This is a genomic window from Modestobacter muralis (genome assembly GCF_010682105.1).
GTDB lineage: Bacteria > Actinomycetota > Actinomycetes > Mycobacteriales > Geodermatophilaceae > Modestobacter > Modestobacter muralis.
In genome coordinates this window covers 1-22,281 of record NZ_JAAGWH010000022.1, presented here as the reverse complement: position 1 = coordinate 22,281, position 22,281 = coordinate 1, and the positions used below count along the sequence as shown (strand labels likewise).

At 75.0% G+C, this 22,281-nt stretch carries 22 protein-coding genes and 1 tRNA gene; 15 read left to right on the top strand and 8 right to left on the bottom strand.

Features of this window, described 5'->3' with window-relative positions:
- Positions 1-188 precede the first annotated feature (188 nt).
- A complete protein-coding gene (locus GCU67_RS09575) occupies positions 189-677 on the top strand; it encodes a DUF5994 family protein (RefSeq protein ID WP_163610997.1) in 489 nt (162 codons plus the stop codon).
- A gap of 85 nt (positions 678-762) precedes the next feature.
- On the opposite strand, the gene GCU67_RS09570 is transcribed toward GCU67_RS09575, so the two are convergent.
- From GCU67_RS09570 to GCU67_RS09555, 4 genes are all read right to left on the bottom strand, one after another.
- Positions 763-1,404, bottom strand: coding sequence for a class I SAM-dependent methyltransferase (locus GCU67_RS09570; protein ID WP_163610996.1), 642 nt, complete (start codon positions 1,402-1,404; stop codon positions 763-765).
- Positions 1,405-1,414: 10 nt separating this feature from the next.
- Entirely contained in the window at positions 1,415-2,434 is a 1,020-nt protein-coding gene (locus GCU67_RS09565; protein WP_163610995.1) for an NAD(P)/FAD-dependent oxidoreductase, read from the bottom strand.
- A 218-nt stretch (positions 2,435-2,652) separates the two neighbouring features.
- Complete coding sequence (locus tag GCU67_RS09560) at positions 2,653-3,651, bottom strand: TSUP family transporter (RefSeq protein WP_163610994.1); 999 nt, start codon at positions 3,649-3,651, stop codon at positions 2,653-2,655.
- Positions 3,652-3,964: 313 nt separating this feature from the next.
- Positions 3,965-5,395, bottom strand: coding sequence for an MFS transporter (locus GCU67_RS09555; protein ID WP_338104901.1), 1,431 nt, complete (start codon positions 5,393-5,395; stop codon positions 3,965-3,967).
- 178 nt (positions 5,396-5,573) lie between these two features.
- On the opposite strand from GCU67_RS09555, the gene GCU67_RS09550 reads away from it, so the two are divergent.
- The 7 genes from GCU67_RS09550 to GCU67_RS22785 all read left to right on the top strand — a co-directional run bounded on the left by GCU67_RS09550 (position 5,574) and on the right by GCU67_RS22785 (position 10,902).
- Positions 5,574-7,403: a FixH family protein gene (locus GCU67_RS09550; RefSeq protein WP_163610993.1), complete on the top strand. Its 1,830-nt coding sequence runs from the start codon at positions 5,574-5,576 to the stop codon at positions 7,401-7,403.
- Between the two features lie 22 nt (positions 7,404-7,425).
- A complete protein-coding gene (locus GCU67_RS09545) occupies positions 7,426-8,142 on the top strand; it encodes a YcnI family copper-binding membrane protein (RefSeq protein ID WP_246214885.1) in 717 nt (238 codons plus the stop codon).
- Positions 8,139-8,813 (top strand): SCO family protein, encoded by a 675-nt coding sequence (locus GCU67_RS09540; protein ID WP_163610992.1) that lies wholly within the window; start codon positions 8,139-8,141, stop codon positions 8,811-8,813. The genes GCU67_RS09545 and GCU67_RS09540 overlap by 4 nt, the downstream gene beginning before the upstream one ends.
- A complete protein-coding gene (locus tag GCU67_RS21780) occupies positions 8,810-9,118 on the top strand; it encodes a hypothetical protein (protein WP_246214884.1) in 309 nt (102 codons plus the stop codon). The genes GCU67_RS09540 and GCU67_RS21780 overlap by 4 nt, the downstream gene beginning before the upstream one ends.
- Positions 9,119-9,204: 86 nt before the next feature.
- Complete coding sequence (locus tag GCU67_RS21775) at positions 9,205-9,744, top strand: hypothetical protein (protein WP_246214883.1); 540 nt, start codon at positions 9,205-9,207, stop codon at positions 9,742-9,744.
- Positions 9,705-9,893 carry a hypothetical protein gene (locus tag GCU67_RS21770; RefSeq protein WP_246214882.1) on the top strand — a complete coding sequence of 63 codons (189 nt, stop codon included), beginning with the start codon at positions 9,705-9,707 and terminating at the stop codon, positions 9,891-9,893. The genes GCU67_RS21775 and GCU67_RS21770 overlap by 40 nt, the downstream gene beginning before the upstream one ends.
- A 205-nt stretch (positions 9,894-10,098) precedes the next feature.
- Positions 10,099-10,902, top strand: coding sequence for a peptidoglycan DD-metalloendopeptidase family protein (locus GCU67_RS22785; protein WP_163610991.1), 804 nt, complete (start codon positions 10,099-10,101; stop codon positions 10,900-10,902).
- 75 nt (positions 10,903-10,977) lie between these two features.
- On the opposite strand, the gene GCU67_RS22780 is transcribed toward GCU67_RS22785, so the two are convergent.
- Positions 10,978-11,652, bottom strand: a complete 675-nt coding sequence (locus tag GCU67_RS22780) for a response regulator (RefSeq protein WP_163610990.1) — start codon at positions 11,650-11,652, stop codon at positions 10,978-10,980.
- Positions 11,649-14,171, bottom strand: a complete 2,523-nt coding sequence (locus tag GCU67_RS09520) for a sensor histidine kinase (RefSeq protein WP_163610989.1) — start codon at positions 14,169-14,171, stop codon at positions 11,649-11,651. The genes GCU67_RS22780 and GCU67_RS09520 overlap by 4 nt, the downstream gene beginning before the upstream one ends.
- Before the next feature lie 405 nt (positions 14,172-14,576).
- On the opposite strand from GCU67_RS09520, the gene GCU67_RS09515 reads away from it, so the two are divergent.
- The gene (locus tag GCU67_RS09515; protein WP_338104900.1) at positions 14,577-15,008 is read left to right on the top strand and encodes a helix-turn-helix domain-containing protein; all 432 of its coding nucleotides are present in this window, start codon (positions 14,577-14,579) and stop codon (positions 15,006-15,008) included.
- A 10-nt stretch (positions 15,009-15,018) separates the two neighbouring features.
- The gene (locus GCU67_RS09510; RefSeq protein WP_163610988.1) at positions 15,019-15,441 is read left to right on the top strand and encodes a VOC family protein; all 423 of its coding nucleotides are present in this window, start codon (positions 15,019-15,021) and stop codon (positions 15,439-15,441) included.
- 29 nt (positions 15,442-15,470) lie between these two features.
- Here GCU67_RS09510 and GCU67_RS09505 read toward each other — a convergent pair whose 3' ends face one another.
- Complete coding sequence (locus GCU67_RS09505; protein ID WP_163610987.1) at positions 15,471-16,097, bottom strand: DedA family protein; 627 nt, start codon at positions 16,095-16,097, stop codon at positions 15,471-15,473.
- 305 nt (positions 16,098-16,402) lie between these two features.
- On the opposite strand from GCU67_RS09505, the gene kdpF reads away from it, so the two are divergent.
- From kdpF to GCU67_RS09480, 5 genes are all read left to right on the top strand, one after another.
- On the top strand, positions 16,403-16,483 hold the full coding sequence (kdpF, locus tag GCU67_RS23005) for a K(+)-transporting ATPase subunit F (RefSeq protein ID WP_163611040.1): 81 nt from the start codon (positions 16,403-16,405) through the stop codon (positions 16,481-16,483).
- Positions 16,483-18,144, top strand: coding sequence for a potassium-transporting ATPase subunit KdpA (gene kdpA / locus GCU67_RS09495; protein ID WP_163610986.1), 1,662 nt, complete (start codon positions 16,483-16,485; stop codon positions 18,142-18,144). The genes kdpF and kdpA overlap by 1 nt, the downstream gene beginning before the upstream one ends.
- A 31-nt stretch (positions 18,145-18,175) precedes the next feature.
- Positions 18,176-20,206: a potassium-transporting ATPase subunit KdpB gene (kdpB, locus tag GCU67_RS09490; RefSeq protein WP_163610985.1), complete on the top strand. Its 2,031-nt coding sequence runs from the start codon at positions 18,176-18,178 to the stop codon at positions 20,204-20,206.
- Positions 20,206-20,814, top strand: a complete 609-nt coding sequence (gene kdpC, locus GCU67_RS09485) for a potassium-transporting ATPase subunit KdpC (protein ID WP_163610984.1) — start codon at positions 20,206-20,208, stop codon at positions 20,812-20,814. The genes kdpB and kdpC overlap by 1 nt, the downstream gene beginning before the upstream one ends.
- Positions 20,815-20,908: 94 nt before the next feature.
- Positions 20,909-20,981 (top strand) — tRNA-Ala (locus GCU67_RS09480).
- A 77-nt stretch (positions 20,982-21,058) separates the two neighbouring features.
- Here GCU67_RS09480 and GCU67_RS09475 read toward each other — a convergent pair.
- Positions 21,059-21,970: a hypothetical protein gene (locus tag GCU67_RS09475; protein ID WP_163610983.1), complete on the bottom strand. Its 912-nt coding sequence runs from the start codon at positions 21,968-21,970 to the stop codon at positions 21,059-21,061.
- Positions 21,971-22,281: the final 311 nt, after the last annotated feature.

Genomic DNA, 22,281 nt, shown 5'->3' with positions numbered 1-22,281 from the left:
GCGACTGTTGTCGGTCGAACACGTACGGTGATGACCGGCCGGAGTGGCCGCCTGACGCGCGGCGGCTCCCTCGTGGCGCACCGGGGCGGCGGGCGCGTCGTCCTACGGTGCGGTCGGGAGGGGTGTGCGCGGCAGCAGTCGGCCGCACCACCTCAGGCGATGAGCACGAGAGGGTGGTCGGGCAACTGATGACGGTCCAGCGAGCAGCGGGTTTCCGGAACGGCATCGACGTGCGGGTGCGCCTTCGGCAGGCGGGGTCGGGGTCCGACGCGGCCTTCGACGGCGCCTGGTGGCCACGCAGCCACGACCTCGCCGCCGAGCTGCCCGAGCTGGTCGCTGCCCTGGACACCCTCGGTGTGCGCGTCGAGCGGTTCACCTACCCCGAGCAGGCCTGGACGCCGATCGAGCGCAAGGTCGCCGTCTCCGGGCGCACGGTGCGCACCGGGGCCTTCCGCAGCATGGACCCCGCGCTGGTCTCCCTCACCGTCGACGGTGACCGTCGGCTGGACCTGCTCGTGGTGCCGCCGGAGGCCGACGCGCTGACCGGCGTCCGCGCCCTGCGCCTGGCGGCCGGCCAGCGCGAGGAGTCCGGCACCCCGGAGCGGGTGCTGGCCACGGCCGGCTCCTGGTCGCGCCCCGAGGTCGTCGTCCCGATCACCGGCATCCGCGCCGGCTGACGCCGGGCCGGGTGTGGTGCCGCCGCCTCGGCGACCGTGCAACCGCCTCCCGACGCGGCTCCACGGTCGGCCAGGTGGCCTGACCTCAGCGGCGGCGGGCGCGCACCACCTCGTCGGCGACGTGGTGGCCGCTGCCCTCCGGTCGCGGCCGCTGGGCGGCGACGACGACCTCCCAGTCCGCCGGGTCGAGGTGGGCGGCCAGGTCGGTGGCGGCGGCGAAGCGATTGGCGCCCCACTGGGCCGCGGCCTCCTCCTGGACCGCGTGGCCGACCCACAGCAGCGTCCCGCCCGGCGCGACCGCAGTCGCGAGCCGGGCCAGCAGGGGCGACTGCTGGTCCGCCGTCGGGTGCAGGAAGTGCGCGGTCACCAGGTCGAAGCTCGCCACCGGTGGCTGCCACGACTCGACGTCGCCCTGCACCCACCGGACCCGGTCGGTGAGGCCGGCGACCGCTGCGTGCCCCGCAGCCCGCTCCAGGGCGACGGCGGACCAGTCCAGGCCGGTCACCTGCCAGCCCTGCCCGGCCAGCCAGAGGACGTCGCCGCCCTCGCCGCAGCCGACGTCCAGTGCCCGGCCGGGGGACAGGTCGGCGGTCTCAACGACCAGTGACGGGTTCACCCGCCCGCTCCACAGCGCCGGGGCGTCCCGGTAGCGGTCCTCCCACGACGCCTGGTCCAGGCCGGTGTTCGCGGGCTGCTCGTGCTCGTGCTCGTGCTGGTGGTCGGTCATGTCCGTCTCCTCAGATCCCGTGGCGCCGGTCGCCCAGCACCTGCTCGGACAGTCCCCGCTCCGACGCCGGGGAGAACGGTGTCCGTCGCCGCCGCTCCACCGCCAGTCGGGTGTCCTCGGTGATGAGGTCGGAGTTGATCATCGCGCCGGCCTTGAGGCCGGCGGCGGCCGCGCCGATCACCTGGGCGCCCAGGTCGGTGACGTTGCCGGCCACCCAGACCCCGGGGACGGCGGTGACCCCGTTCGGGTCGGCCGGGACGGCGCTGCCCATGGCGTGGGAGCCCATGAGCACCGGCTGCGCGTCCAGGCCGAGGGAGGTCAGGGCGGCGGACCGGGCGTTGAACCGCGGGGCCACCACGACGGCGTCCCGGGAGAGCACGTGCCCGTCGGCCAGCCGCACCCCGGAGAGCCGGTCGCCGGTGGTCTCCAGCTCGACGACCTCACCGGCCACCACGCTGACGTCCCGGGCGGCGAGCTCCTCCCACTGCTCGTCGGTGGGCTGGGGCCCGGTGTGCAGGAAGAGGGTCACGTCGGCGCTCCACTGCCGCCACATCAGCGCCTGGTGCACGCCCATGGCGCTGGTGGCCAGGACCCCGATCGCCCGGTCGCGCACCTCCCAGCCGTGGCAGTACGGGCAGTGCAGGACGTCGGAGCCCCACAGCTCGCGCACCCCGGGCACCGCGGGCAGCTCGTCGACGAGCCCGGTCGTGACCAGCAGCCGCCGGGCGCGCACCGGCCCGCCGCCGGCCAGCCGCAGCACGAACCCGTCCGGGACGACGTCGGCGCCCAGCACCTCGCCGGTCCGGAACGCGCCGCCGTAGGAGGCCACCTCGGCCCGGCCGGTCGCCAGCAGCTCACCGGGGGGCGTGCCCTCGCGGCCCAGGTAGTTGTGCACCTGCCCGGCCGGGGCGTTGCGCGGTGCACCGCTGTCGACCACCAGCACCGAGCGTCGTGCCCGGCTCAGCGCGAGCGCGCCGCTCAGCCCCGCGGGTCCACCGCCGACGACCACCACGTCGTACTGCTCGTCCATGCTCGCGCTCCTCTGCTCGGCCGGCGGCCGACCGTCCGGCCGCCGGTCCCGAGCATGCGACCGGTGGTGCCAGGAGCACAAACATCCTTGCCGCTATGGCAAGAAGTCGGACCGGACGCACGAGGGCCCCGTCCGGCACGCGCCGAACGGGGCCCTCACGGCCTCCCTGCAGGGGCCCACCGCGAGCGTGCGAGTGGTGGGGGCGGGGAGGTCCTTCCTCAGTTCTGCGGAGCGCTCGGCCGCCCGGCGGGGACGGTCTCGTCCACCGTGGCGACCTCGTTCGGCGAGGCGAGCCGCTCGGCCTCGGCGCGGCGCTCGGCCGCTGCGGTGACCGCCGCGGCCGACTCCTGCGCGCGGTCCTTGCGGTACTCGCGGAACGACCAGACCAGGGCGGCGGCCCAGACCAGGTAGATGACCGCGTAGACGGCGTACCGGGTGCCGGTGTCGGCGTCGATCCAGTCGCTCTTGAGCAGGCTGCGGGCGTTGGTCAGGATGATGATCCCGCCGACGCTGGCGCCGAGCAGGCGCGGGGGGACGAACCGCACGAGCCACGCGGCGACGGGGGCGGCGATCAGGCCGCCGACGAGCAGGGCGGCCACCCACGCGACGTCGATGCCCTGGCTGCCGAGGGCGAACAGGAAGCCCAGGCTGGCGGCGAGGGAGACCAGCACCTCGGAGGTGTCGACCGAGCCGATGGTCTTGCGGGGCTCCATCCGGCCGCTGGCCAGGATCGCCGGGGTGCTCACCGGGCCCCAGCCGCCACCGCCGGTGGCGTCGACGAAGCCGGCGGCCAGGCCGAGCGGGGCCAGGAAGCGTGTGCGCATCGGCTTGCCGAGGTGGCGGCGGTCGATGCCGCGCAGCGTGAAGCGGACCAGCAGGTAGATGCCCAGCGCCAGCAGGATCAGCTGCATGACCGGGGCGGCGACCTCGGTGGAGAGGTTGGACAGCACCGTGGCGCCGGCGAAGGCGCCGATCGCGCCGGGGACGCCGATCCGGCCGACGACCTTCCAGTCGACGTTGCCGAAGCGCCAGTGCGAGATGCCGGAGGCGAGGTTGGTGCCGATCTCGGCGAGGTGGACGGTGGCCGAGGCGGCGGCCGGGTTGGTGCCCAGGGCGAGCAGCAGCGTCGTGGAGGTGACGCCGTAGCCCATGCCCAGGCTGCCGTCGACGAGCTGGGCGCCGAGGCCGGCGAGGGCGAGCACGATCAGGGTCTTCACGTGGGGGACTCCGGAGCTGGGGGCGCGGGCGCGCGTCAGTACGCGGGCACCGCAGGGCTGACAGGGAGGGCGCGCGAGGCGCGGGAGGTCAGCAGCCGGGACAGCAGGCGGTGCAGACGCGCAGCAGGTCGACGTGGATGCGGCTCACCAGGAACGATCCCGGGAGCAGGTGCGGAGGCACCGCGGACGTCGACACGGGTGCATTCCTACCATCTCGGTGAGGATTGTGTGGAAGCACCCCGGGTGGCCCCGGTCACGTACGCGGCGTGTCGCCCCCGGCGGGCCGACAGCGTGGGCGGGCGCCGGGGGTGAGTCAGACGCGGAGGGTGTCGCGCCGGACGGTGCGCCAGGCGACGAGACCGCCCAGCGCCATGACCACCGCGCAGACCACCATCGCGACCCGGAAGCCACCGGTGAGCGCGGTCGGGTCGGCGTAGTCGTCGCCGCTGAGCCCGACGGCGACCGGCAGCGCCGCGACCGCCAGCAGGTTCGCCGCGCGGGCGACGGCGTTGTTGACGCCGCTGGCCACGCCGGCCAGGTGGTCGGGTGCTGCGTCGAGGACGGTGGCGGTCAGCGGGGCGATGACCAGGGACATGCCCAGGCCGTTGAGCAGCGAGCCGGGCAGCACGTCGACCCAGTACGAGCTGCCCGGGCCGATCCGCGCGAACCACAGCACGCCGGCCGCGGCGACCAGCGGGCCGACGGCCATCGGCAGCCGGGCGCCGACCCGCGCCGCCAGCGCACCGCCGCGGGCCGACAGCAGGGTGATCACGATGATCGCCGGGAGCATCGCCGCGCCGGCCTGGGTCGCGCCGTAGCCCAGCACGGTCTGCAGCTGCAGCACCAGGAAGAACGAGTAGCCGCCGAGCCCGCCGTAGACCAGCAGCGTGCTCAGGTTGGCACCGGTGAACTCGCGGTCGGCGAAGACGCCGGGGGGCAGCATCGGCGCGGCGGCGGAGCGCTCGCGCAGCACGAACGCCGTCCCGGACGCGACGCCGACGGCGGCCGAGACCCAGACCTGCGGGGAGCCGGGGCCGTCCCCGGCGGCGATGAGGGCGTAGGTGACCCCGGCCAGGGCCAGCGCGCCGGTGACCGCCCCGAGGACGTCGAACCGGCCGGTGCTGCCGGTGTCCCGGCTCTCCGGCACGTGCCGGACGGCGACCAGCACGACGACCACCGCGACCGGGGCGTTGAGCAGGAACACCCAGCGCCAGCTGACCGCGTCGATGAGCGCGCCGGCCAGGAAGGGCCCGATCAGCCCGGAGATGCCGCCGAGGGCCGACCAGGCGCCGATCGCCCGCGGCCGGTCGGCGTGCGGGAACGCGGACTGGATGATCGCCAGGCTGCCGGGGGTGAGCAGTGCTCCGCCGACGCCCTGCAGCACCCGCGCGCCGACGAGCTGGCCGGTGGTCTGGGCCAGCCCGCAGGCCAGGGAGGTGACCGCGAACCACACGACCCCGACGAGGAACACCCGGCGCCGTCCGTACCGGTCGCCGAGCGCACCGCCGAGCAGGACCAGTGCGGCCAGGGCCAGCGTGTAGCCCGACAGCGTCCACTGCAGCCCGGCCAGCGAGGAGCCCAGCTCGGCGCCGATCGCAGGCAGGGCGACGGTGACGGCGGTGGCGTCGAGCATCGCCATCCCCGAGGCCAGCACGGTGGCCAGCAGCACCCAGCGGCCGGCGGGCGTGCCGAGCCGGACGGGGTCCGCGGCGACCGGGCCGGTGGGCTGTCCGGTCGCCGTCACGGCCGGACGTTATCCGACCGTGCCGGGCACCGGGCCGACGGCGGCCGTCCGGGGACGTCGGCCGCGTCACACCCCTTCCTGACCTGCGCGGGAACTGGACGGGCCCGGCCGGCGACTGTCTCCTCGTGCGACAGCTCCCCTCCCTGCGCCTCGCCGCGGCCCCGGTCCCGGTGGCCGCGTGAGGCGCTCGGCCGCCGTCCTCCTGCTGCTGTGCGCACTGGTCGGGATCGGCGTGGGCCTGGACGTGGTCACCGCCCGCGCGGCGTCGGCGCACGCGGCCCTGACGACCACCACGCCGGCCGACGGCGCCCGGGTCGAGACGGCGCCGGCCGAGGTGAGCCTGGACTTCAACGAGGGGGTCTCGCTGGGCGCCGGGTACGCCCGGGTGCTCGACGGCGCGGGGGAGCGGGTCGACAGCGGCGCGGCCGAGGTGCGCGACGGCACGCTCACCGTGCCGCTGCGCCCCGGCCTGCCCGACGCCGGGTACGTGGTCACCTGGCGGGTGGTCTCGGCCGACTCGCACCCCATCTCCGGTGCCTTCTTCTTCGTGGTCGGCGACGGTGAGCCGGTGGCCGCGAGCTCGGTGGGCAGCGGTGACGACGCCGACCCGCTCGTGGCCGTCGCGCTGCCGCTGACCCGCTCGGTCGGCTACCTCGGGCTGGTGCTCGGGCTGGGCGTGCCGCTGGCGCTGGCCACCGTGTGGCCCGGCGGCTGGTCGGTGCGGCTGATGCGCCGGCTGACGCTGGCCGGGCTGGCCACGGTCGCGGTCGCCGCCGGGCTGCTCGTCCTGCTGCAGGGCCCCTACGCCTCCGGCAGCGGGCTCGGGTCGCTCCTCGACGGCGCTCTCCTGGACAGCACGCTGGACTCCGATTACGGCAAGACCGTGCTGCTCCGTGCAGCGCTGGCGGTCGCCCTGGCGGTGGTGCTCACCCGCAGCTGGCGCGGCGACCGGGCGCCGGAGCGCTCGCTGCTGGCGGTGCCCGCCGTGGTGGCCGCGCTGCTCGTGGTCAGCGTCGCCGCGGTCGGTCACGCGGTCGCCGGCTCGCTGCCGCTGCTCGCGGTGGCCGCGACCGCCGTGCACGTCGCGGCGATGAGCGCGTGGCTGGGCGGGCTGGTGGCGCTGTTCGCCGGTGCGCTGCGTGCCGCGACCCCGGCCGGGGAGCTGGCCGCAGCGCTGCCGCGCTGGTCGCGGCTGGCGGCGGGCTACGTCGCCGCACTCGTGCTCACCGGCCTCTGGCAGTCCCTCCGCGAGGTCTCCTCGTTCACCGCGCTCACCTCCACCACCTACGGCTGGGTGCTGGTGGCCAAGCTCGCCCTGGTCGCGCTCGTGCTGGTCGCCGCCCTGGTCAGCCGGGACGTCGTCCAGCAGGGCAGCAGGCACCGGGGAGGCGGTCGGCAGGGTGGTGGCCGGCAAGGGAGTGGTCGGCGCCGCCCGCCGCGCCGGGTGGTCGCCCACGCCTTCGCTGCCACCCCGCCGCCGTCCGTGCACGGGACTGCCGACCACGAGCCCACCGACGGGCCCGCCGACGCCGAGCCGCCGATCGTGAGGATGGCCGCGCCGGGGGTGCTGCGCCGCTCGGTGCTGGTCGAGCTGGCCGGGGCGGTCGTCGTCCTGGCGCTGTCGGCCGTGCTGGTCGGCACCCCGCCGGCCAGTGCCGCCGTCGCCGGGTCCGTCGAGGTCACCGTCCCGCTGCAGTCGGCCGCCGCTGCGGACGGCAACGGCAGCGTCCAGGTGACCCTCGACCCGGCGAGCCCCGGGCCCGCCGTCCTGCACGTCTACCTGTTGGACGCCGCCGGTCAGCTGACCCAGCCCCGGCAGATCTCGGTGGGCCTCTCCGAGCCGGCCCGGCAGATCGGCCCGCTCGACGTCGACCTCGCCGCCGCCGGCCCCGGCCACTACATCGGCGCCCCGGTGCTGCCGACCGCAGGCACCTGGACGCTCACGGTGACCGTCCGCCTGGACGAGTTCACGGCGGTCACCGCCAGCACCGTCTTCCCGGTCCGCTGACCACCCCTCACGAGGAGAACCGTTGTCCCTGCACCTGCTCCGTCCTGCCCGCCGGCTGGCTGCGCTCACCGCCGTCTCGCTGGCCGGGCTGCTCGTCCTCGGCACCGGTGCCGCCTCCGCGCACGTCACCGTCGGCTCCGCCGACGCCGCCCCCGGGGGCTACGGCAAGACCACCTTCCGGGTGCCGAACGAGAGCGACGCCGCCAGCACCGTGGCGCTGCGGGTGCAGGTGCCCACCGACACCCCGCTGACGTCGCTGCGGGCACGGCCGGTGCCGGGCTGGACGATCACCCTGCCCCCGACCACGATCGACCCGCCGGTGGAGGTCCACGGCGAGACCGTCGACACCGCCGTCTCGGTCGTGGAGTTCCGGGCCGAGCCCGGCGGCGGCATCGCCCCGGGCGAGTTCCAGGAGTTCGCGCTCTCCGGCGGCCCCTTCCCGGACGCCGACTCCCTGACCTTCGCCGCCGTCCAGACCTACAGCGACGGGAGCGAGTCCGCCTGGATCGAGCCGATCGTCGAGGGGCAGGCCGAGCCGCAGTACCCGGCGCCGGTGCTGGCGCTCACCTCCACGGACGCAGCCCCGGTGTCCAGCGACGCCGGGACGCCGGCGGCGTCGGAGGAGGAGGGCAACGGCACGGCGGTGACCGCGCTGGTGCTCGCCGTGCTCGGGCTGCTCGCCGGCCTCGGCGGTCTCTTCCTCGGCCTGACCGCGCGCCGACGTACCGTGGCCTCGTGAGCTCCGCGAACCGCACCGGGCTGACCGCCCTCGCCCTCGCCGCCGGACTCCTGCTGGCCGGCTGCGGCGGGGACGCCGACGCCGACACCGCAGCGGCCTCGGGAGGGCACGACCACGGTGGCGCTGCGGCCCCGGCGACGGTGGCCGGCGGTGAGGACTCGCCCTACTCCGGCCTGTACCTGCAGGACCCGTACCAGAAGCCGGAGTTCACCCTCACCGACGGCGCGGGCGCCCCGTTCGACTTCGCCGAGCGCACCGCGGCCGGGCCGACGCTGCTGTTCTTCGGTTACACGAACTGCCCCGACGTCTGCCCGACGACGATGGCCGACGTGGCGCTGGCGCTGCGCACCACGGACCCGGCCGTGGTGGCGGCGACCAACGTCGTCTTCGTGACCACCGACCCGGCGCGGGACACCCCGGAGGTGCTCGACGAGTACCTGGGCCGGTTCGACGCCGACCTGGGCACGTCGTTCGTCGGGCTGACCGGGGACCAGGCGCAGATCGAGCAGGCCCAGCTGGCCGCCGGCGTGCCGCTGGCCGAGGACAACGGGGAGACCCACTCGGCGATGCTGCTGCTCTACGGCACCGACGGGGAGGCCGACGTGGCCTTCAACGGCGGGAACACCGCGACCGACATCGCGCACGACCTGGCCGTCGTCGCCGCGGAGTGAGCCGCGCGGTGCGGGCCGCCCGGGTGGCGGCCGGCCGGGCGCTGGTGGTGATGCTCGGCGTCCTGGCCGTGCTCGCGCTCGCCGGCCCGGCCTCGGCGCACGTCGGTGGAGGGGCGGCCGGCAGCGACTTCTCCGCCGAGCTGTGGTCGGTCACCCCGGCGCTGCCCGGGGTGACCGTGCGGGTCCTCCAGTTCGGCGACGAGCTCGAGGTCGTCAACACCAGCGGCACCGAGCTCGCCGTCCCGGCTACTCCGGTGAGCCCTACCTCCGGATCGGCCCGGATGGCGTCTGGCGCAACGCGCTGAGCCCGGCGACGTGGCTGAACCTCGACCGGTACGGGTGCACCCGGGTCCCGCAGAGCAGCATCACCGATCCGCCGCGGTGGGAGCAGGTGTCGACCAGCCCGCAGTACGTCTGGCACGACCACCGCACGCACTGGATGAGCACCGACCTGCTGCCGCCGGTGGTGGCCGCCGACCCCGGGCGGCCGCACACCGTGGCCGACTGGACGGTGCCGACGACGCAGGGCGGCACCGAGATCACCGTCGCCGGGCGGCTGAGCTGGACGCCGCCGCCACCGGCCGCCCTGGTCTGGCCGGTCTACCTGGTGCTCCTGGCCGCGACCGTGCTGGCCGGTTGGCGTGCCCGCGGGCCGCGGCCGCTCGCCGTCGCGCTGGCCGTCGGGGCGGTGGCCTCGCTCTACCACGCGGGAACCACGCCGGAACCGGCGTCGAGCGTCTCCTCCCACGCCGGGGCGCTGGTCGCCGCGCTGCTGCCGGCGCTGCTGGTCCTCCTGGTGGCCGCGGTCGGGCTGCGGGCCGCCCGGCGCCGGCGCACGGTGCTCACCGGGCTGATGGCGGTGTGGCCGGCTGGCTGCTGCTGGTGCAGGGTGTGCCCGACGTCGACGTGCTGTGGACCGCCCACGCGCTGAGCACCGGACCCGGCCTGCTGCCCCGGGGGGCGGTCGCGGTGCTGGTCGCCGGCGGCCTGGGGCTGGTGCTCGGCGGGGTGGGCGCCGCCCGCCGCCCTCGCGACGCCGGCCGTGCGGACGCCGACCCCGCGGTGCTCGCCGGACCCTGAGGCGGCCGCGCCGACTCGTCGGGTGGGCGGTCGGCAGCGGAGGGTGGTCGATCGGTGACCGGATCGACCAGATCGGGACGGCGACTCGGCGTGTCCCCGTGAACACGCCGAGTACCGAATTACAAGTCTGGGATTCGATGTTTCGATGGCTGCCGAACCGAGCCGGGCCAGCGGGGGTCACCGGACGTCATCGAGAGGCAGGCGCGTGGGCTCGAGGATCGCCGGTACGACCATCCGCAGCAGCGAGGTCGAGCCCCCGACCACCGGCACCACCGCCCGCCCCGCCCGCACCCCGCACGCCCAGGTCGCCCGGCGCCGTCCGGCCGCGCTGCTGGCCGCGCTCGTCGTCGGCGGCCTGGCCGCCGCCCTGTTCGGCACCCAGGGCGCCCCCCGCGCCGTCGCCGACGAGCCCATCCCGGTCGCGATGCTGCTCGGCTCGGACGCCGAGGGCATCTTCGACGTCGAGATGAACCCGCACGACGCCATCACCGAGGTCGAGGCCCGTGCCCGCCTGGAGGAGGTCGCGGCCAACCGTGCCGAGCGGGCCAAGCGGGCCGCCGACGAGCAAGCCGCCGCCGAGGCACGCGCCGCCGCCGAGGCGGAGGCCGCCCGGCCCAAGGCGGTGGCTCCGATCCAGAACGCCCGGATGACCACCTGCTTCTGCCAGCGCTGGGGCACCATGCACTGGGGCGTCGACCTGGCCGCCCCGATGATGACGCCGGAGTACTCGGCCGAGGACGGCGTCGTGCTGCGGGCCGGTGCGGCCAGTGGCTACGGCCAGGCCGTCTACATCCTGGGCGTCAGCGGCGACGTGACCGTCTACGGCCACATGGAGAAGATCCTGGTCTCGGCCGGTGACGTCGTGGAGGCCGGCGACAAGATCGCATTGGTGGGCAGCCGGGGCCAGTCGACCGGCCCGCACCTGCACTTCGAGGTGCAGAAGGGTGGCATGAACGGCAAGCGCGTCGACCCCGTGCAGTGGCTCGCCGCCCGCGGCGTCGACCTCTAGCGGCTCTCCTGCAGGGGCCCGCCGCGAGACCCTGCGAGGGGGCCGCGCAGGGCCATGTTGGCGAACATGGCCGCGTCAGGGCGTGAAGCGGTAGCCCATGCCGGGTTCGGTGTGCAGGTGGCGCGGGTGGGCGGGATCCGGCTCGAGCTTGCGGCGCAGCTGGGCGAGGTAGACCCGCAGGTAGTTGGTCTCCCGCTCGTAGGCCGGGCCCCAGACCGACTGCAGCAGCTGCTTCTGGCCCACGAGCCGGCCCGGTGAGCGCACCAGCTCCGACAGCAGGGCCCACTCCGTCGGCGTGAGCCGCACGGCCACGCCGTCCACGGTCACCTGCTTGGCCGCGAGGTCCACGGTGAAGTGGTCGGTGGTGATCACGGCCTCCCCGGGCTCGGCCGCCCCCCGGCGCACGGCCGCCCGCAGCCGGGCCAGCAGCTCGGCCATGTCGAAGGGCTTGGTCACGTAGTCGTCGGCGCCGGCGTCGAGAGCGGCCACCTTGTCCTGGCTGTCGGCGCGGGCGGAGAGCACGAGCACCGGCCCGGTGAACCACGGGCGCAGTCCGGCCAGCACCTCGGTGCCGTCCAGGTCGGGCAGCCCGAGGTCGAGCACGATCAGGTCGGGGTGCGCCGTGGCCGCCTCGCGGAGGGCGGTCGTGCCGTCCGGGGCGGTGACCACCTCGTACCCGGCCGCCCGCAGGCTGATCCGCAGTGCGCGCAGCAGCTGGACGTCGTCGTCGACGACGAGGACCCGGCTCACGAGGGCACCGCGACCGGTGCCGGTGCCGGTGCCGGCGCCTCGGCCAGGGCCAGGGAGACCACCATGGTGAGCCCGCCGCCGGGGGTGTCCTCGGCGGTCAGCGTGCCGCCCATGGCCTCGGTGAGCCCGCGGGCGACGGCCAGCCCGAGGCCCACGCCCTGGCCGGCCGGGGCGTCGCCGAGCCGCTGGAACGGGGCGAAGACCCGCTCTCGGTCGGCCGGACGGACGCCCGGGCCGCGGTCGACCACGCGCAGCTCGACCCGGCCGGCGGCGGCGCCGGCGCGGACGTCGACCGGTCCGGTGGCCGTGTGCCGGGTGGCGTTGTCGGCGAGGTTGGCGACCACCCGCTCCAGCAGACCGGGGTCGGCGAGGGCGGCGGGCAAGTCGTCGGGGGAGGTGACGCGGACCCGGGCGCGCTGCTCGTCGTCCAGCCAGGACAGCGCGGCGTGCACCACCGACGTCAGGTCGGCCGGGGCGCTCACCGGGGTGAGGGCCCCGGACTGCAGCCGGCTCATGTCCAGCAGGTTGTCGACCAGGCCGGTGAGCCGGTCGGCGGACTCGTCGACGGTGGCGATCAGCTCGGTGCGGTCGTCGTCGGTGAGCGCCAGGTCGGTCGAGCGCAACGCTGAGGAGGCGGCCTTGATGCCCGCCAGCGGGGTGCGCAGGTCGTGGCTGACCGCGGCGAGCAGTGCGGTCCGCATCGTGTTGCCGGCGGCGAGCCGGTCGACCTCGGCGGCCTGCGCGGCCAGCCGGCCCTGCTGCAGGGCGACGGCCGCCTGCTCGGCGAAGGCGACCAGCACCCGGCGCTCACTGGCCGGCAGGGTGCGCCCGCACAGCCGCAGGGTCAGCGCGTCGGTCACCGCGATCTCCTCGGGCTGCTCGCCGTCCGGGGCGCCGCAGGTGCCCACGGTGCGGTCGCCGTCGTCGGTCTGCTCGACCATGGTCACCGACCGCAGCCCGAACGCCTCGCGGACCTGCTCCAGCAGCGCAGGCAGCGCCCGGTCACCGGCGAGCACCGAGCGGGACAGCGAGGCCAGCAGTGCCGTCTCGGCGGCCGCGCGGGCGGCGGCGGTGGCCCGCCGGGCCGAGCGGTCGACGACGGTGGCCACCGCGACGGCCACGAGCAGGTAGCCGGCCAGCGCCACGACGTCGTCCACCCGGTCGACGGTGAACCGGCGGGTGGGCTGGGTGAAGAACCAGTTTTCCGCCAGCCCGCCGGCGACCGCGGCCAGCACGGCCGGCAGCAGGCCGCCGACCAAGGCGACCGCCACGACGAGCAGCAGGAACACCAGCAGCACGCTGGCGAGGGAGATCGCCGTGCCCGCGGCCAGGCAGGCGGCGGTCACGGCCGGGACGCCGACCAGCGCCAGCGCGACGCCGAGCCAGCGGCGGCGGGCGGTCAGCGCGCCGGTGAGCGGGGGCAGCCGCAGGCCGGGGGAGCCGGCGGCGGAGTGGGTGACGATGTGCACGTCGATCTCGCCGGAGGCGGCGATGACCTCGCCGCCGATGCCGCCGCGCAGCGCGCGGGCCCAGCGGGACCGCCGGCTGGTGCCGACCACGAGCTGGGTGGCGTCGACACCGCGGGCGAACTCCAGCAGCGTCGCCGCCACGTGGTCGCCGACGACCTGGTGGTAGGTGCCGCCGAGGCTCTCCACCAGCGCGCGCTGGTGCTGCAGCGCCTCCGGTGAGGCGCCGGCCAGGCCGTCGGAGCTGAGCACGTGGACGGCGAACAGCGCGCCGGTGCCGGAGCGGCGGGCGACCCGGGCGGCGCGGCGGACCAGCGTCTCGCCCTCGGGGCCGCCGGTCAGCGCGACGACGACGCGCTCGCGGGCCTCCCAGACGTGGTCGATGTCGTGCTCGGTGCGGTACCGCCGCAACCCCTCGTCGACCCGGTCGGCCAGCCACAGCAGGGCCAGCTCGCGCAGCGCGGTCAGGTTGCCGACCCGGAAGTAGTTGCCCATCGCCGCGTCGACCCGCTCGGCGGGGTAGACGTTGCCGTGCGCCATCCGGCGGCGCAGCGACTCCGGGGACATGTCCACCAGCTCGACCTGGTCGGCCCGGCGCACGACCTCGTCGGGCACGGTCTCCTGCTGGGCGACGCCGGTGATCTGGGCGACGACGTCGGTGAGGCTCTCCAGGTGCTGCACGTTGACCGTGGTCAGCACGCTGATGCCGGCGGCGAGCAGCTCCTCGACGTCCTGCCAGCGCTTGGCGTTGCGGGAGCCGGGCGCGTTGGTGTGGGCGAGCTCGTCGATGACGACGACGTCGGGGCGGCGGGCGCGCACGCCGTCGACGTCCAGCTCGGTCAGCGTCACCCCGCGGTGGGTGACCTGCGCGCGGGGGAGCACCTCCAGGCCCTGCAGCTGCTGCAGCGTGCGGGGCCGGCCGTGGGTCTCGACCAGCCCGACGACGACGTCGGCGCCCCGGTCGGCGCGGCGCTGGGCCTCACCGAGGACGGCGAAGGTCTTCCCGACGCCGGGAGCGGCGCCCAGGTAGATGCGCAACGAGCCGCGGGCCATGGCCCCATGATCGTCCCGGCCGGCGGGCAGGGGGCGCCGCCGGGCGTCAGGAACGCGTCAAGACCACCCGGACGAGCTCCCCGAGGTGAGGGCGGTGCGGTCGGGCGGGTGCGGGCGAGCGGGTGCGGGCCAGCGTGGCGGCGCTGGACGGGGCGGCGGTCGTGGTCACCCGTCCAGCTTCACGCTGCCGGCGAGCGGGTCCGCGGCCCCGACGCGGCCCTGTCACACCCCGCCGCCGTCCTCGATCCCGCGGCTGCACGGGGGTCCCGCGACGGCTTGTGCTCTGCTCCCTCCGGGGGAGCAGAGCACGAGCGGTCGCGGAGTACGTGTCTGCGTCGCTCGTGCTCTGCTCACGACGGTGAGCAGAGCACGAGCGGCGGCCGGGGGAACTGTCATGATCCGGCGGTGAGCCGGGCGAGCGAGGACTCCAACCGGCGGATGCTCCGGGCCCGGGACGCGATGGACCGCAGCTACGCCGAGCCGCTCGACGTGCCCGCGCTGGCCGCCATCGCCTGCGTCTCCCCGGCGCACTTCAGCCGCACCTTCAAGGCGACCTTCGGTGAGACGCCGCACCGCTACCTGCAGCGCCGCCGGGTGGAGCGGGCGATGTGGCTGCTGCGTTGCACCGACACCAGCGTGACCGACGTCTGCATGGCCGTCGGGTTCTCCAGCCTGGGCACGTTCAGCCGGGTGTTCAGCGCGATCGTCGGGGAGCCGCCGAGCGTGCACCGCCGGCGCGGGCCGCTCGCGCCGGTGCCCAGCTGCTTCGGCATGCGCTGGCTGCGGCCGGCAGAGACCGCAGTTCCGGAGAAGCCAGCGGTGCCCACCCACCCCTAGCGTCGTCGGCATGTTGAACACCATCTCGATCACCTCCCTGTACGTGCTCGACCAGGACGAGGCCCTCGACTTCTACGTCGGCAAGCTCGGCTTCGAGGTCCAGACCGACCAGCAGTTCGGGCCGATGCGCTTCCTCACCGTGGCGCTGCCCACCGACCCCGGGCACGCCGTCCTGCTGGAGCTGCCCGCGCCGCCGTCGGTGAGCCCCGAGGTCGCCGAGCAGGTGCGCGACTCCGTCACCAAGGGCGCCGGTGGCGGCAACCTCTTCTTCACCACCGACGACGCGCACAAGACGCACGCCGAGCTGAGGGAGCGCGGCGTCGACCTCCCCGAGGAGCCGGTCGTGCAGCCCTACGGCATCGACTTCGGCTTCCGCGACCCGTTCGGCAACTCGGTGCGGGTCGCCCAGATGGCCCCTCCGCCGTCCGCCTGACCGCACCGCCGGCGCACGGCGGGGCCGCCTCACCCGCCGTGCGCCGCCGAGGAGTGGTGGGCCCGGGCGGACCGCACGACCAGCACCACGAGCAGGACGGCAAGGACGACGGCCGGCACCCACCCGGCGTCCCGGGCCACCCGCTCCCCGAGCGCCCGGGACAGCAGGACGACGGTGGCCGCCCAGGCCGTGCCGCTGACCGCGAGGACCGGCCCGGCCAGCCGCAGCGGCACGTGCGCACCGCCGGCGACCCGCGGGACCAGCGTGCGGGTGACCGCCACCCAGTGCCCGCCGGCCAGCACCGCGGCCGTGCCCACCGGGCCGAGCCGTCCCAGCCAGCTGCGGGCGGTGCGGACGGCCGGGTCGACCCGGGCGCGCAGCCTGCGGTGGCTGCCGGGGTCGAGCGCCCGCCGTCCGTGCCCGCGGCGCCAGCCGGTCAGTGCCCCGGTCACGCTGGCGACGGCGGCCACCGCGACCGGCCACACGGGGTGGGTCCCCGACGCCGCCGACCACAGGCCCAGGACCACCAGCGTCGTGGTGCCGGGCAGCAGCATCCCGACCAGGAAGCCGCTCTCCACGGCCAGCACGACCGCCGCGACGCCGAGCACCAGGACGGCCGGCCAGTCGCCGATCCGGTCCAGGAGGGCACTGAGCACGTCCTGACCGTGCCCTGATCGCGGCCGGTGAACCAGGCCCTGCTGGTCCTGTGAGCGGCCGCACACGGTCCCGGCTCGGCGTCAGGGCGGCGTCAAGGACGTCGTCCGTCGGCGTCAGGAAACCGTCAAGGCCGGGTGCGTCCGGCGCGACCGCTCCTAGCGTCGCGACTCGCGAGGTGGACGACGACGGGTCGTCCGCGCGAGACGGATGAAGGTGCTCTCGACGTGACCGACGTGGTCTACGTGCTCCTCACGCTGGCGGTCTTCGGGCTCCTGGCGCTGGCTGCTCGCGGGGTGGAGAGGCTGTGACCTGGGTGGCGCTCGCCGTGGCCGCGGCCCTGGTGCTCTACCTGCTGGCGTCGCTGCTGTTCCCGGAGCGGTTCTGATGAGCGCCGGGGCAGCCGGCTGGCTGCAGGCCGGGCTGCTGGTCGTGGCGCTGGTCGCCGTCCACCGGCCGCTGGGCGACTGGATGGCCCGGGTGTTCACCAGCCCCCGGCACGGTCGGGTGGAGAAGCTGGTCTACCGGGCGGTCGGCGTGGACGCCGACGCCGAACAGCGCTGGCCCACCTACCTGCGCAGCGTGCTGGCGTTCTCCCTGGTCTCGGTGCTCTTCCTCTACCTGCTCCAGCGGCTGCAGTCGCTGCTGCCGTGGAGCAACGGGATGCCGGCGGTCGAGTCCGGCTCGGCCTGGAACACCGCGGTCAGCTTCGTGACCAACACGAACTGGCAGGGCTATGCCGGTGAGTCGACGATGGGCCACCTGGTCCAGATGGCCGGCCTGGCGGTGCAGAACTTCCTCTCCGCGGCGGTCGGGCTGGCGGTGGCGGTCGCGTTGGTGCGCGGCTTCGCCCGCACCCGCACCGACCGGCTGGGCAACGCCTGGGTCGACATCACCCGCGCGGTCACCCGCGTCCTGCTGCCGCTGTCGGTGTTGGCCGCCGTCGTCCTCGTGCTCGGTGGCGTGGTGCAGAACCTGTCCGCCGGGACCGACGCGACCACGCTGGGCGGCGCGAGCCAGTTCCTGCCCGGCGGGCCGGTGGCCTCCCAAGAGGCGATCAAGCAGCTGGGCACCAACGGCGGCGGCTTCTACAACGCCAACTCCGCGCATCCCTTCGAGGGCCCCAGCGCCTGGATCTCGCTGTTCCAGGTGTTCCTGATGCTCGTCATCCCGTTCTCCCTGCCGCGCACCTTCGGCCGGATGGTCGGCGACAAGCGGCAGGGCCTGGCGATCGTCGGCGTGATGGCGACCCTCGCGACGGCGTCCCTGGCGCTGAACAGCTGGGCGCAGGCGCGGGCCGGCGGTGCCGCGCTGCAGCTGGCGGGTGCGGCGACCGAGGGTCAGGAGGTGCGCTTCGGCGGACCGCTGTCGGCCCTGTTCGGGACGGCGACCACGCTGACCTCGACCGGTGCGACCAACTCCCTGCACGACAGCTACACGCCCACCGGCGGGCTGCTGACGATGGCCAACATGATGCTGGGCGAGGTCGCGCCCGGCGGGGTCGGCTCGGGCCTCTACGGGATGCTCGTGCTGGCCGTCATCGCCGTCTTCGTCGCCGGCCTCATGGTCGGGCGCACCCCGGAGTACCTGGGCAAGAAGCTCGGTGGCCGGGAGATGACGATGGCCTCCCTCTACGTGCTCACCACCCCGGCGATCGTGCTGATCGGCACCGCGGTCGCGATGGCCACCGCCGCCGGCCGCGGCTCGATGCTCAACACCGGGTCGCACGGCCTGTCCGAGGTGCTCTACGCATTCACCTCGGCCGGCAACAACAACGGCTCGGCGTTCGCCGGGCTGAGCGCGAACACGCCGTTCTACAACACCGCGCTGGGCCTGGCGATGGCCTTCGGCCGGTTCGTGCCGATCGTGCTGGTGCTCGCCCTGGCCGGCCGGCTGGCCCAGCAGGGGCGCACACCGGCCACCGCCGGGACCCTGCCCACCCACCAGGTCCTGTTCGTCGGGCTGCTGACGGCCGTCGTCCTGGTGGTCGTCGGGCTCACGTACTTCCCCGCACTCTCCCTGGGCCCGCTGGCGGAGGCCCTCTCGTGACCACCACACCCCTTCTCGCTGGAGACGTGTCATGACCGCGACGCTCGAACGACCTCCCGTCGAGTCGCGCCCGCAGCAACGTGCCGGCATCGAATGGGGCCCGGCCCTGGTCGGGGCGGTGCGCAAGCTCGACCCGCGCGGCCTGGTGCGCCAGCCCGTCGTCTTCGTGGTGTGGGTCGGCTCGGTGTTCTCCACCGTCCTGGCGCTCACCGACCCCTCGCTGTTCGGCTGGCTGATCGCGGTCTGGCTGTGGCTGACCGTGCTGTTCGCCAACATCGCCGAGGCCGTCGCCGAGGGCCGTGGCAAGGCGCAGGCGGCGAGCCTGCGCAACGCCCGCACCAGCACCGTCGCCGTCCTGGAGGACGGTTCGGAGGTGCCGGCGCCGGACCTGCGGCCCGGCATGCGGGTCGTGGTGGTGGCCGGGCAGGTGGTGCCCGGGGACGGCGACGTCGTGGAGGGCATCGCCAGCGTCGACGAGTCGGCGATCACAGGGGAGTCCGCGCCGGTGATCCGGGAGTCCGGCGGTGACCGCTCGGCGGTGACCGGCGGGACGACGGTGCTGTCCGACCGGATCGTCGTGCAGATCACCAGCAAGCCGGGGGAGACGTTCGTCGACCGGATGATCGCGCTGGTCGAGGGGGCGTCCCGGCAGCGGACGCCGAACGAGATCGCGCTGAACACCCTGCTCAGCTCGCTGACGATCGTCTTCCTGCTGGCGGTGGTGACGCTGCAGCCGCTGGCGATCTACTCCGGCGCCGAGCAGTCGATCACGGTGCTGATCGCGCTGGTGGTCTGCCTGATCCCGACGACGATCGGCGCGCTGCTGTCGGCCATCGGCATCGCCGGGATGGACCGGCTGGTGCAGCGCAACGTGCTGGCGATGAGCGGCCGCGCCGTCGAGGCGGCCGGTGACGTGAACACCCTGCTGCTGGACAAGACCGGCACGATCACCCTCGGCAACCGGCAGGCGGCGTCGTTCGTGCCGGTCGGTGACGCGACGCTGGCCGAGGTCACCGACGCAGCACACCTGGCCTCGCTGTCCGACGAGACGCCCGAGGGCCGCAGCATCGTCACGCTGGCCGGGCTGGGGGAGCGGGACCTGGGCGGCGCGGAGTTCGTGCCGTTCACCGCGCAGACCCGGATGAGCGGGGTCGACCTGCCCGACGGCCGGCAGCTGCGCAAGGGCGCGGCCGGGTCGGTGCAGACGTGGGTGCGCTCGCTGGGCGGCGCCGTCCCGCCGGACGTCGCCGGTGCGGTCGACACCATCGCTGCCTCCGGCGGGACGCCGCTGCTGCTGGCGGTCGCCTCGGGTGGGTCGGCGCGCGTGCTGGGCGTCATCCACCTCAAGGACGTCGTCAAGCCCGGCATGCGGGAGCGCTTCGAGGAGCTGCGCCGGATGGGCATCCGCACGGTGATGATCACCGGCGACAACGAGCGGACGGCGCGGGCGATCGCCGCGGAGGCCGGCATCGACGACGTCCTGGCCGAGGCGACGCCGGAGGACAAGCTGGCGCTGATCGTCAAGGAGCAGGACGGCGGCCGGCTGGTCGCGATGACCGGTGACGGGACCAACGACGCCCCGGCGCTGGCGCAGGCCGACGTCGGGGTGGCGATGAACACCGGCACGTCGGCAGCGAAGGAGGCCGGCAACATGGTCGACCTCGACTCCGACCCGACGAAGCTGATCGAGATCGTGGAGATCGGCAAGCAGCTGCTCATCACCCGCGGGTCGCTGACCACGTTCTCCATCGCCAACGACCTGGCCAAGTACTTCGCGATCCTGCCGGCCATGTTCGCCGGCGTCTTCCCGGGGCTGGACCGGCTCAACATCATGCGGCTGGCCTCGCCGGAGTCGGCCATCTTGTCGGCGGTCGTCTTCAACGCGCTGATCATCGTGGCCCTGGTGCCGCTGGCCCTGCGCGGTGTCCGATACCGGCCGTCCTCGGCATCGGCGATGTTGCGCCGCAACTTGCTGGTCTACGGCGTCGGCGGCGTGGTGCTGCCCTTCGTCGGGATCAAGCTCATCGACCTGCTCGTCTCTCTGATCCCCGGGATCGCGTGATGCCCACTCTGCGTTCTGGCCGCCAGCTGGTGGCCGCTGTCCGTGCCGTCCTCCTCGCCACCGTGGTGCTGGGGCTGGTCTACCCGCTGGTGATGCTCGGCATCGCCCAGGTCATCCGCCCCGGCGGTGCCGACGGGTCGCTCGTGACCCGCGACGGCGCCGTGGTCGGGTCGACGCTGATCGGGCAGGCGTTCGTGTCCGCCTCCGGGGACGCACTGCCGCAGTACTTCCAGTCCCGACCGTCGGCGTCGGACTACGACGGTGCGGCGTCGGGTGGGTCGAACCTGGGGCCGAACTCCAGCGAGCTGGTCGACGCGATCGACGAGCGGAAGCAGCAGGTGGCGGCGTTGGACGACGTCCCGCTGGCTGACGTGCCGGCCGACGCGGTGACAGCGTCGGCGTCCGGGCTCGACCCGGGTATCTCGCCGGCCTATGCCGCGATCCAGGTGCAGCGGGTGGCCTCTGCGCGTGGGGCGTCCGCCGCTGACGTCGCCGCGCTGGTCGACGGGGCCACGCACGGGCGGGACCTGGGCTTCATCGGTGCACCGTACGTCAACGTGCTGGAGCTCAACCTGGCGCTGGACGAGCGGTTCGGCACCGCAGGCTGACGACACGGCGTCCGGCGGGGGACCCCTCCGTCGGGCGCCGTTCACCCTGTTGTACTGTTCTCCACGGCTCGGACACACCAGACCGGGTCGGCAAGGGGCTGTGGCGCAGCTGGTAGCGCACCACACTGGCAGTGTGGGGGTCAGGGGTTCGAGTCCCCTCAGCTCCACCCCGTTGATCAGGCCGTCCACCCGCTGGGGTGGGCGGCCTGACTCGTTCCCGCGTGGTCCGTGCCGACCGACGGGGCTAGCGGCGGATGAGCGCCGATGCCAGGCCCTGCGCGATCAGGTTGAAGATGATGAGCGCCAGCACTCCGGCGAAGAGGAAGTTGCCGATCCCGCTGAGGACGCCGCCCGTGACGACGTTGATGACGCCGAACGTCACGCCCACGAGGACCGCGAGGAAGGTGGCCACCCGGAAGAAGGGCGCCTGGCGCGCCTCCCGCGCCCGCGCGGCGCGCGCACGTTCCGCCTGGGCTCGACGCTCACGGTCCTCGCGCTCCGCCAGTTCTGCCTGTCGGGCGGCGTCGGCGGCAGCCTCGGCGGCACGGCGCGCTGCCCGTTCCTGCACCTCGGCGTCCCGCCGGGCCTGCTCGGTCTTGCACTCAGCACGCTCCGCCTCGCGGCGCGGGGCCTCAGCCTGCCACCGGGCCATCTCGGCCCCGTGCCGCTCGTGCTCGACCGCGCGCTCGACCTCCTCCTCGACGTCCAGCGCCTCCACCTCGGTGAGCGTGCGGCCCTCGGACGCCGCAGCGTCGCGTGCCTCGGCCAGTGCGCGGCGCTTCCGCCGGGCCAGCGCCTGCCCCTCGGCAGCGGCCTGCTCCATGTCCTCCTGGCGGGCGCGCTCGGCGGCCTGCCGCTCCCACTCCGCCTCGCGGGTCATCTCGCGGTCCACCTCGGCAGCCGCCTCGGCGCCGCGGCGGTCCCACTCCCGCTGCCTCTCCGCAGCGGCGGCCTCACGACGGCGCTCCGACGCTGCCTCCGCCTCGTGCCGCTCCCGGTCCTCCTGGCGGGCGCGGTCCGCGCGGGCACGCTCCGCCGCCTCCCGGACCGCCGAGGTCTGCCGCTCCACGGCCTCCGTGGTGGCTCGCTCCGCGTTGACGATGTCGCAGGTCCGGCACGCCCCGTGGTGTCCGTGGACGCAGGCGAACAGCCCCATGCTGATGCTCCTGTAGGTAGGTGGTCCCCGTTCACGTCGACCAGTGGGGGGACCACCTGGATCGCCCGTTCGGGCTACTCGGGGGAGCCGCCGTCGTCCTCCCCGGGCGTGGTGTCGGGCAGCGCCTGACCCCAGCAGTGGGGTCCGGCCGTCCCGCGAGTGCCCCGGGCGCGGACGCGCGAACGCCCCGGTCCGCACGAGGCGGACCGGGGCGTCGCAGGTGGGTCAGCGCAGGTCGAAGCGGTCCAGCTCCATGACCTTCACCCAGGCGTCGGCGAAGTCCCGGGCGAACTTCTCCTGCATGTCGTCGC

What these genes read in the sequence shown, in the direction of transcription:
- GCU67_RS09575 (WP_163610997.1), top strand. Translation starts at nt 189, where the DNA reads ATGACGGTCCAGCGAGCAGCGGGTTTCCGGAACGGCATCGACGTGCGG.
- GCU67_RS09570 (WP_163610996.1), bottom strand. Translation starts at nt 1,404, where the DNA reads ATGACCGACCACCAGCACGAGCACGAGCACGAGCAGCCCGCGAACACC.
- GCU67_RS09565 (WP_163610995.1), bottom strand. Translation starts at nt 2,434, where the DNA reads ATGGACGAGCAGTACGACGTGGTGGTCGTCGGCGGTGGACCCGCGGGG.
- GCU67_RS09520 (WP_163610989.1), bottom strand. Translation starts at nt 14,171, where the DNA reads ATGGCCCGCGGCTCGTTGCGCATCTACCTGGGCGCCGCTCCCGGCGTC.
- GCU67_RS09510 (WP_163610988.1), top strand. Translation starts at nt 15,019, where the DNA reads ATGTTGAACACCATCTCGATCACCTCCCTGTACGTGCTCGACCAGGAC.
- kdpA (WP_163610986.1), top strand. Translation starts at nt 16,483, where the DNA reads ATGAGCGCCGGGGCAGCCGGCTGGCTGCAGGCCGGGCTGCTGGTCGTG.
- kdpB (WP_163610985.1), top strand. Translation starts at nt 18,176, where the DNA reads ATGACCGCGACGCTCGAACGACCTCCCGTCGAGTCGCGCCCGCAGCAA.
- kdpC (WP_163610984.1), top strand. Translation starts at nt 20,206, where the DNA reads ATGCCCACTCTGCGTTCTGGCCGCCAGCTGGTGGCCGCTGTCCGTGCC.
- GCU67_RS09475 (WP_163610983.1), bottom strand. Translation starts at nt 21,970, where the DNA reads ATGGGGCTGTTCGCCTGCGTCCACGGACACCACGGGGCGTGCCGGACC.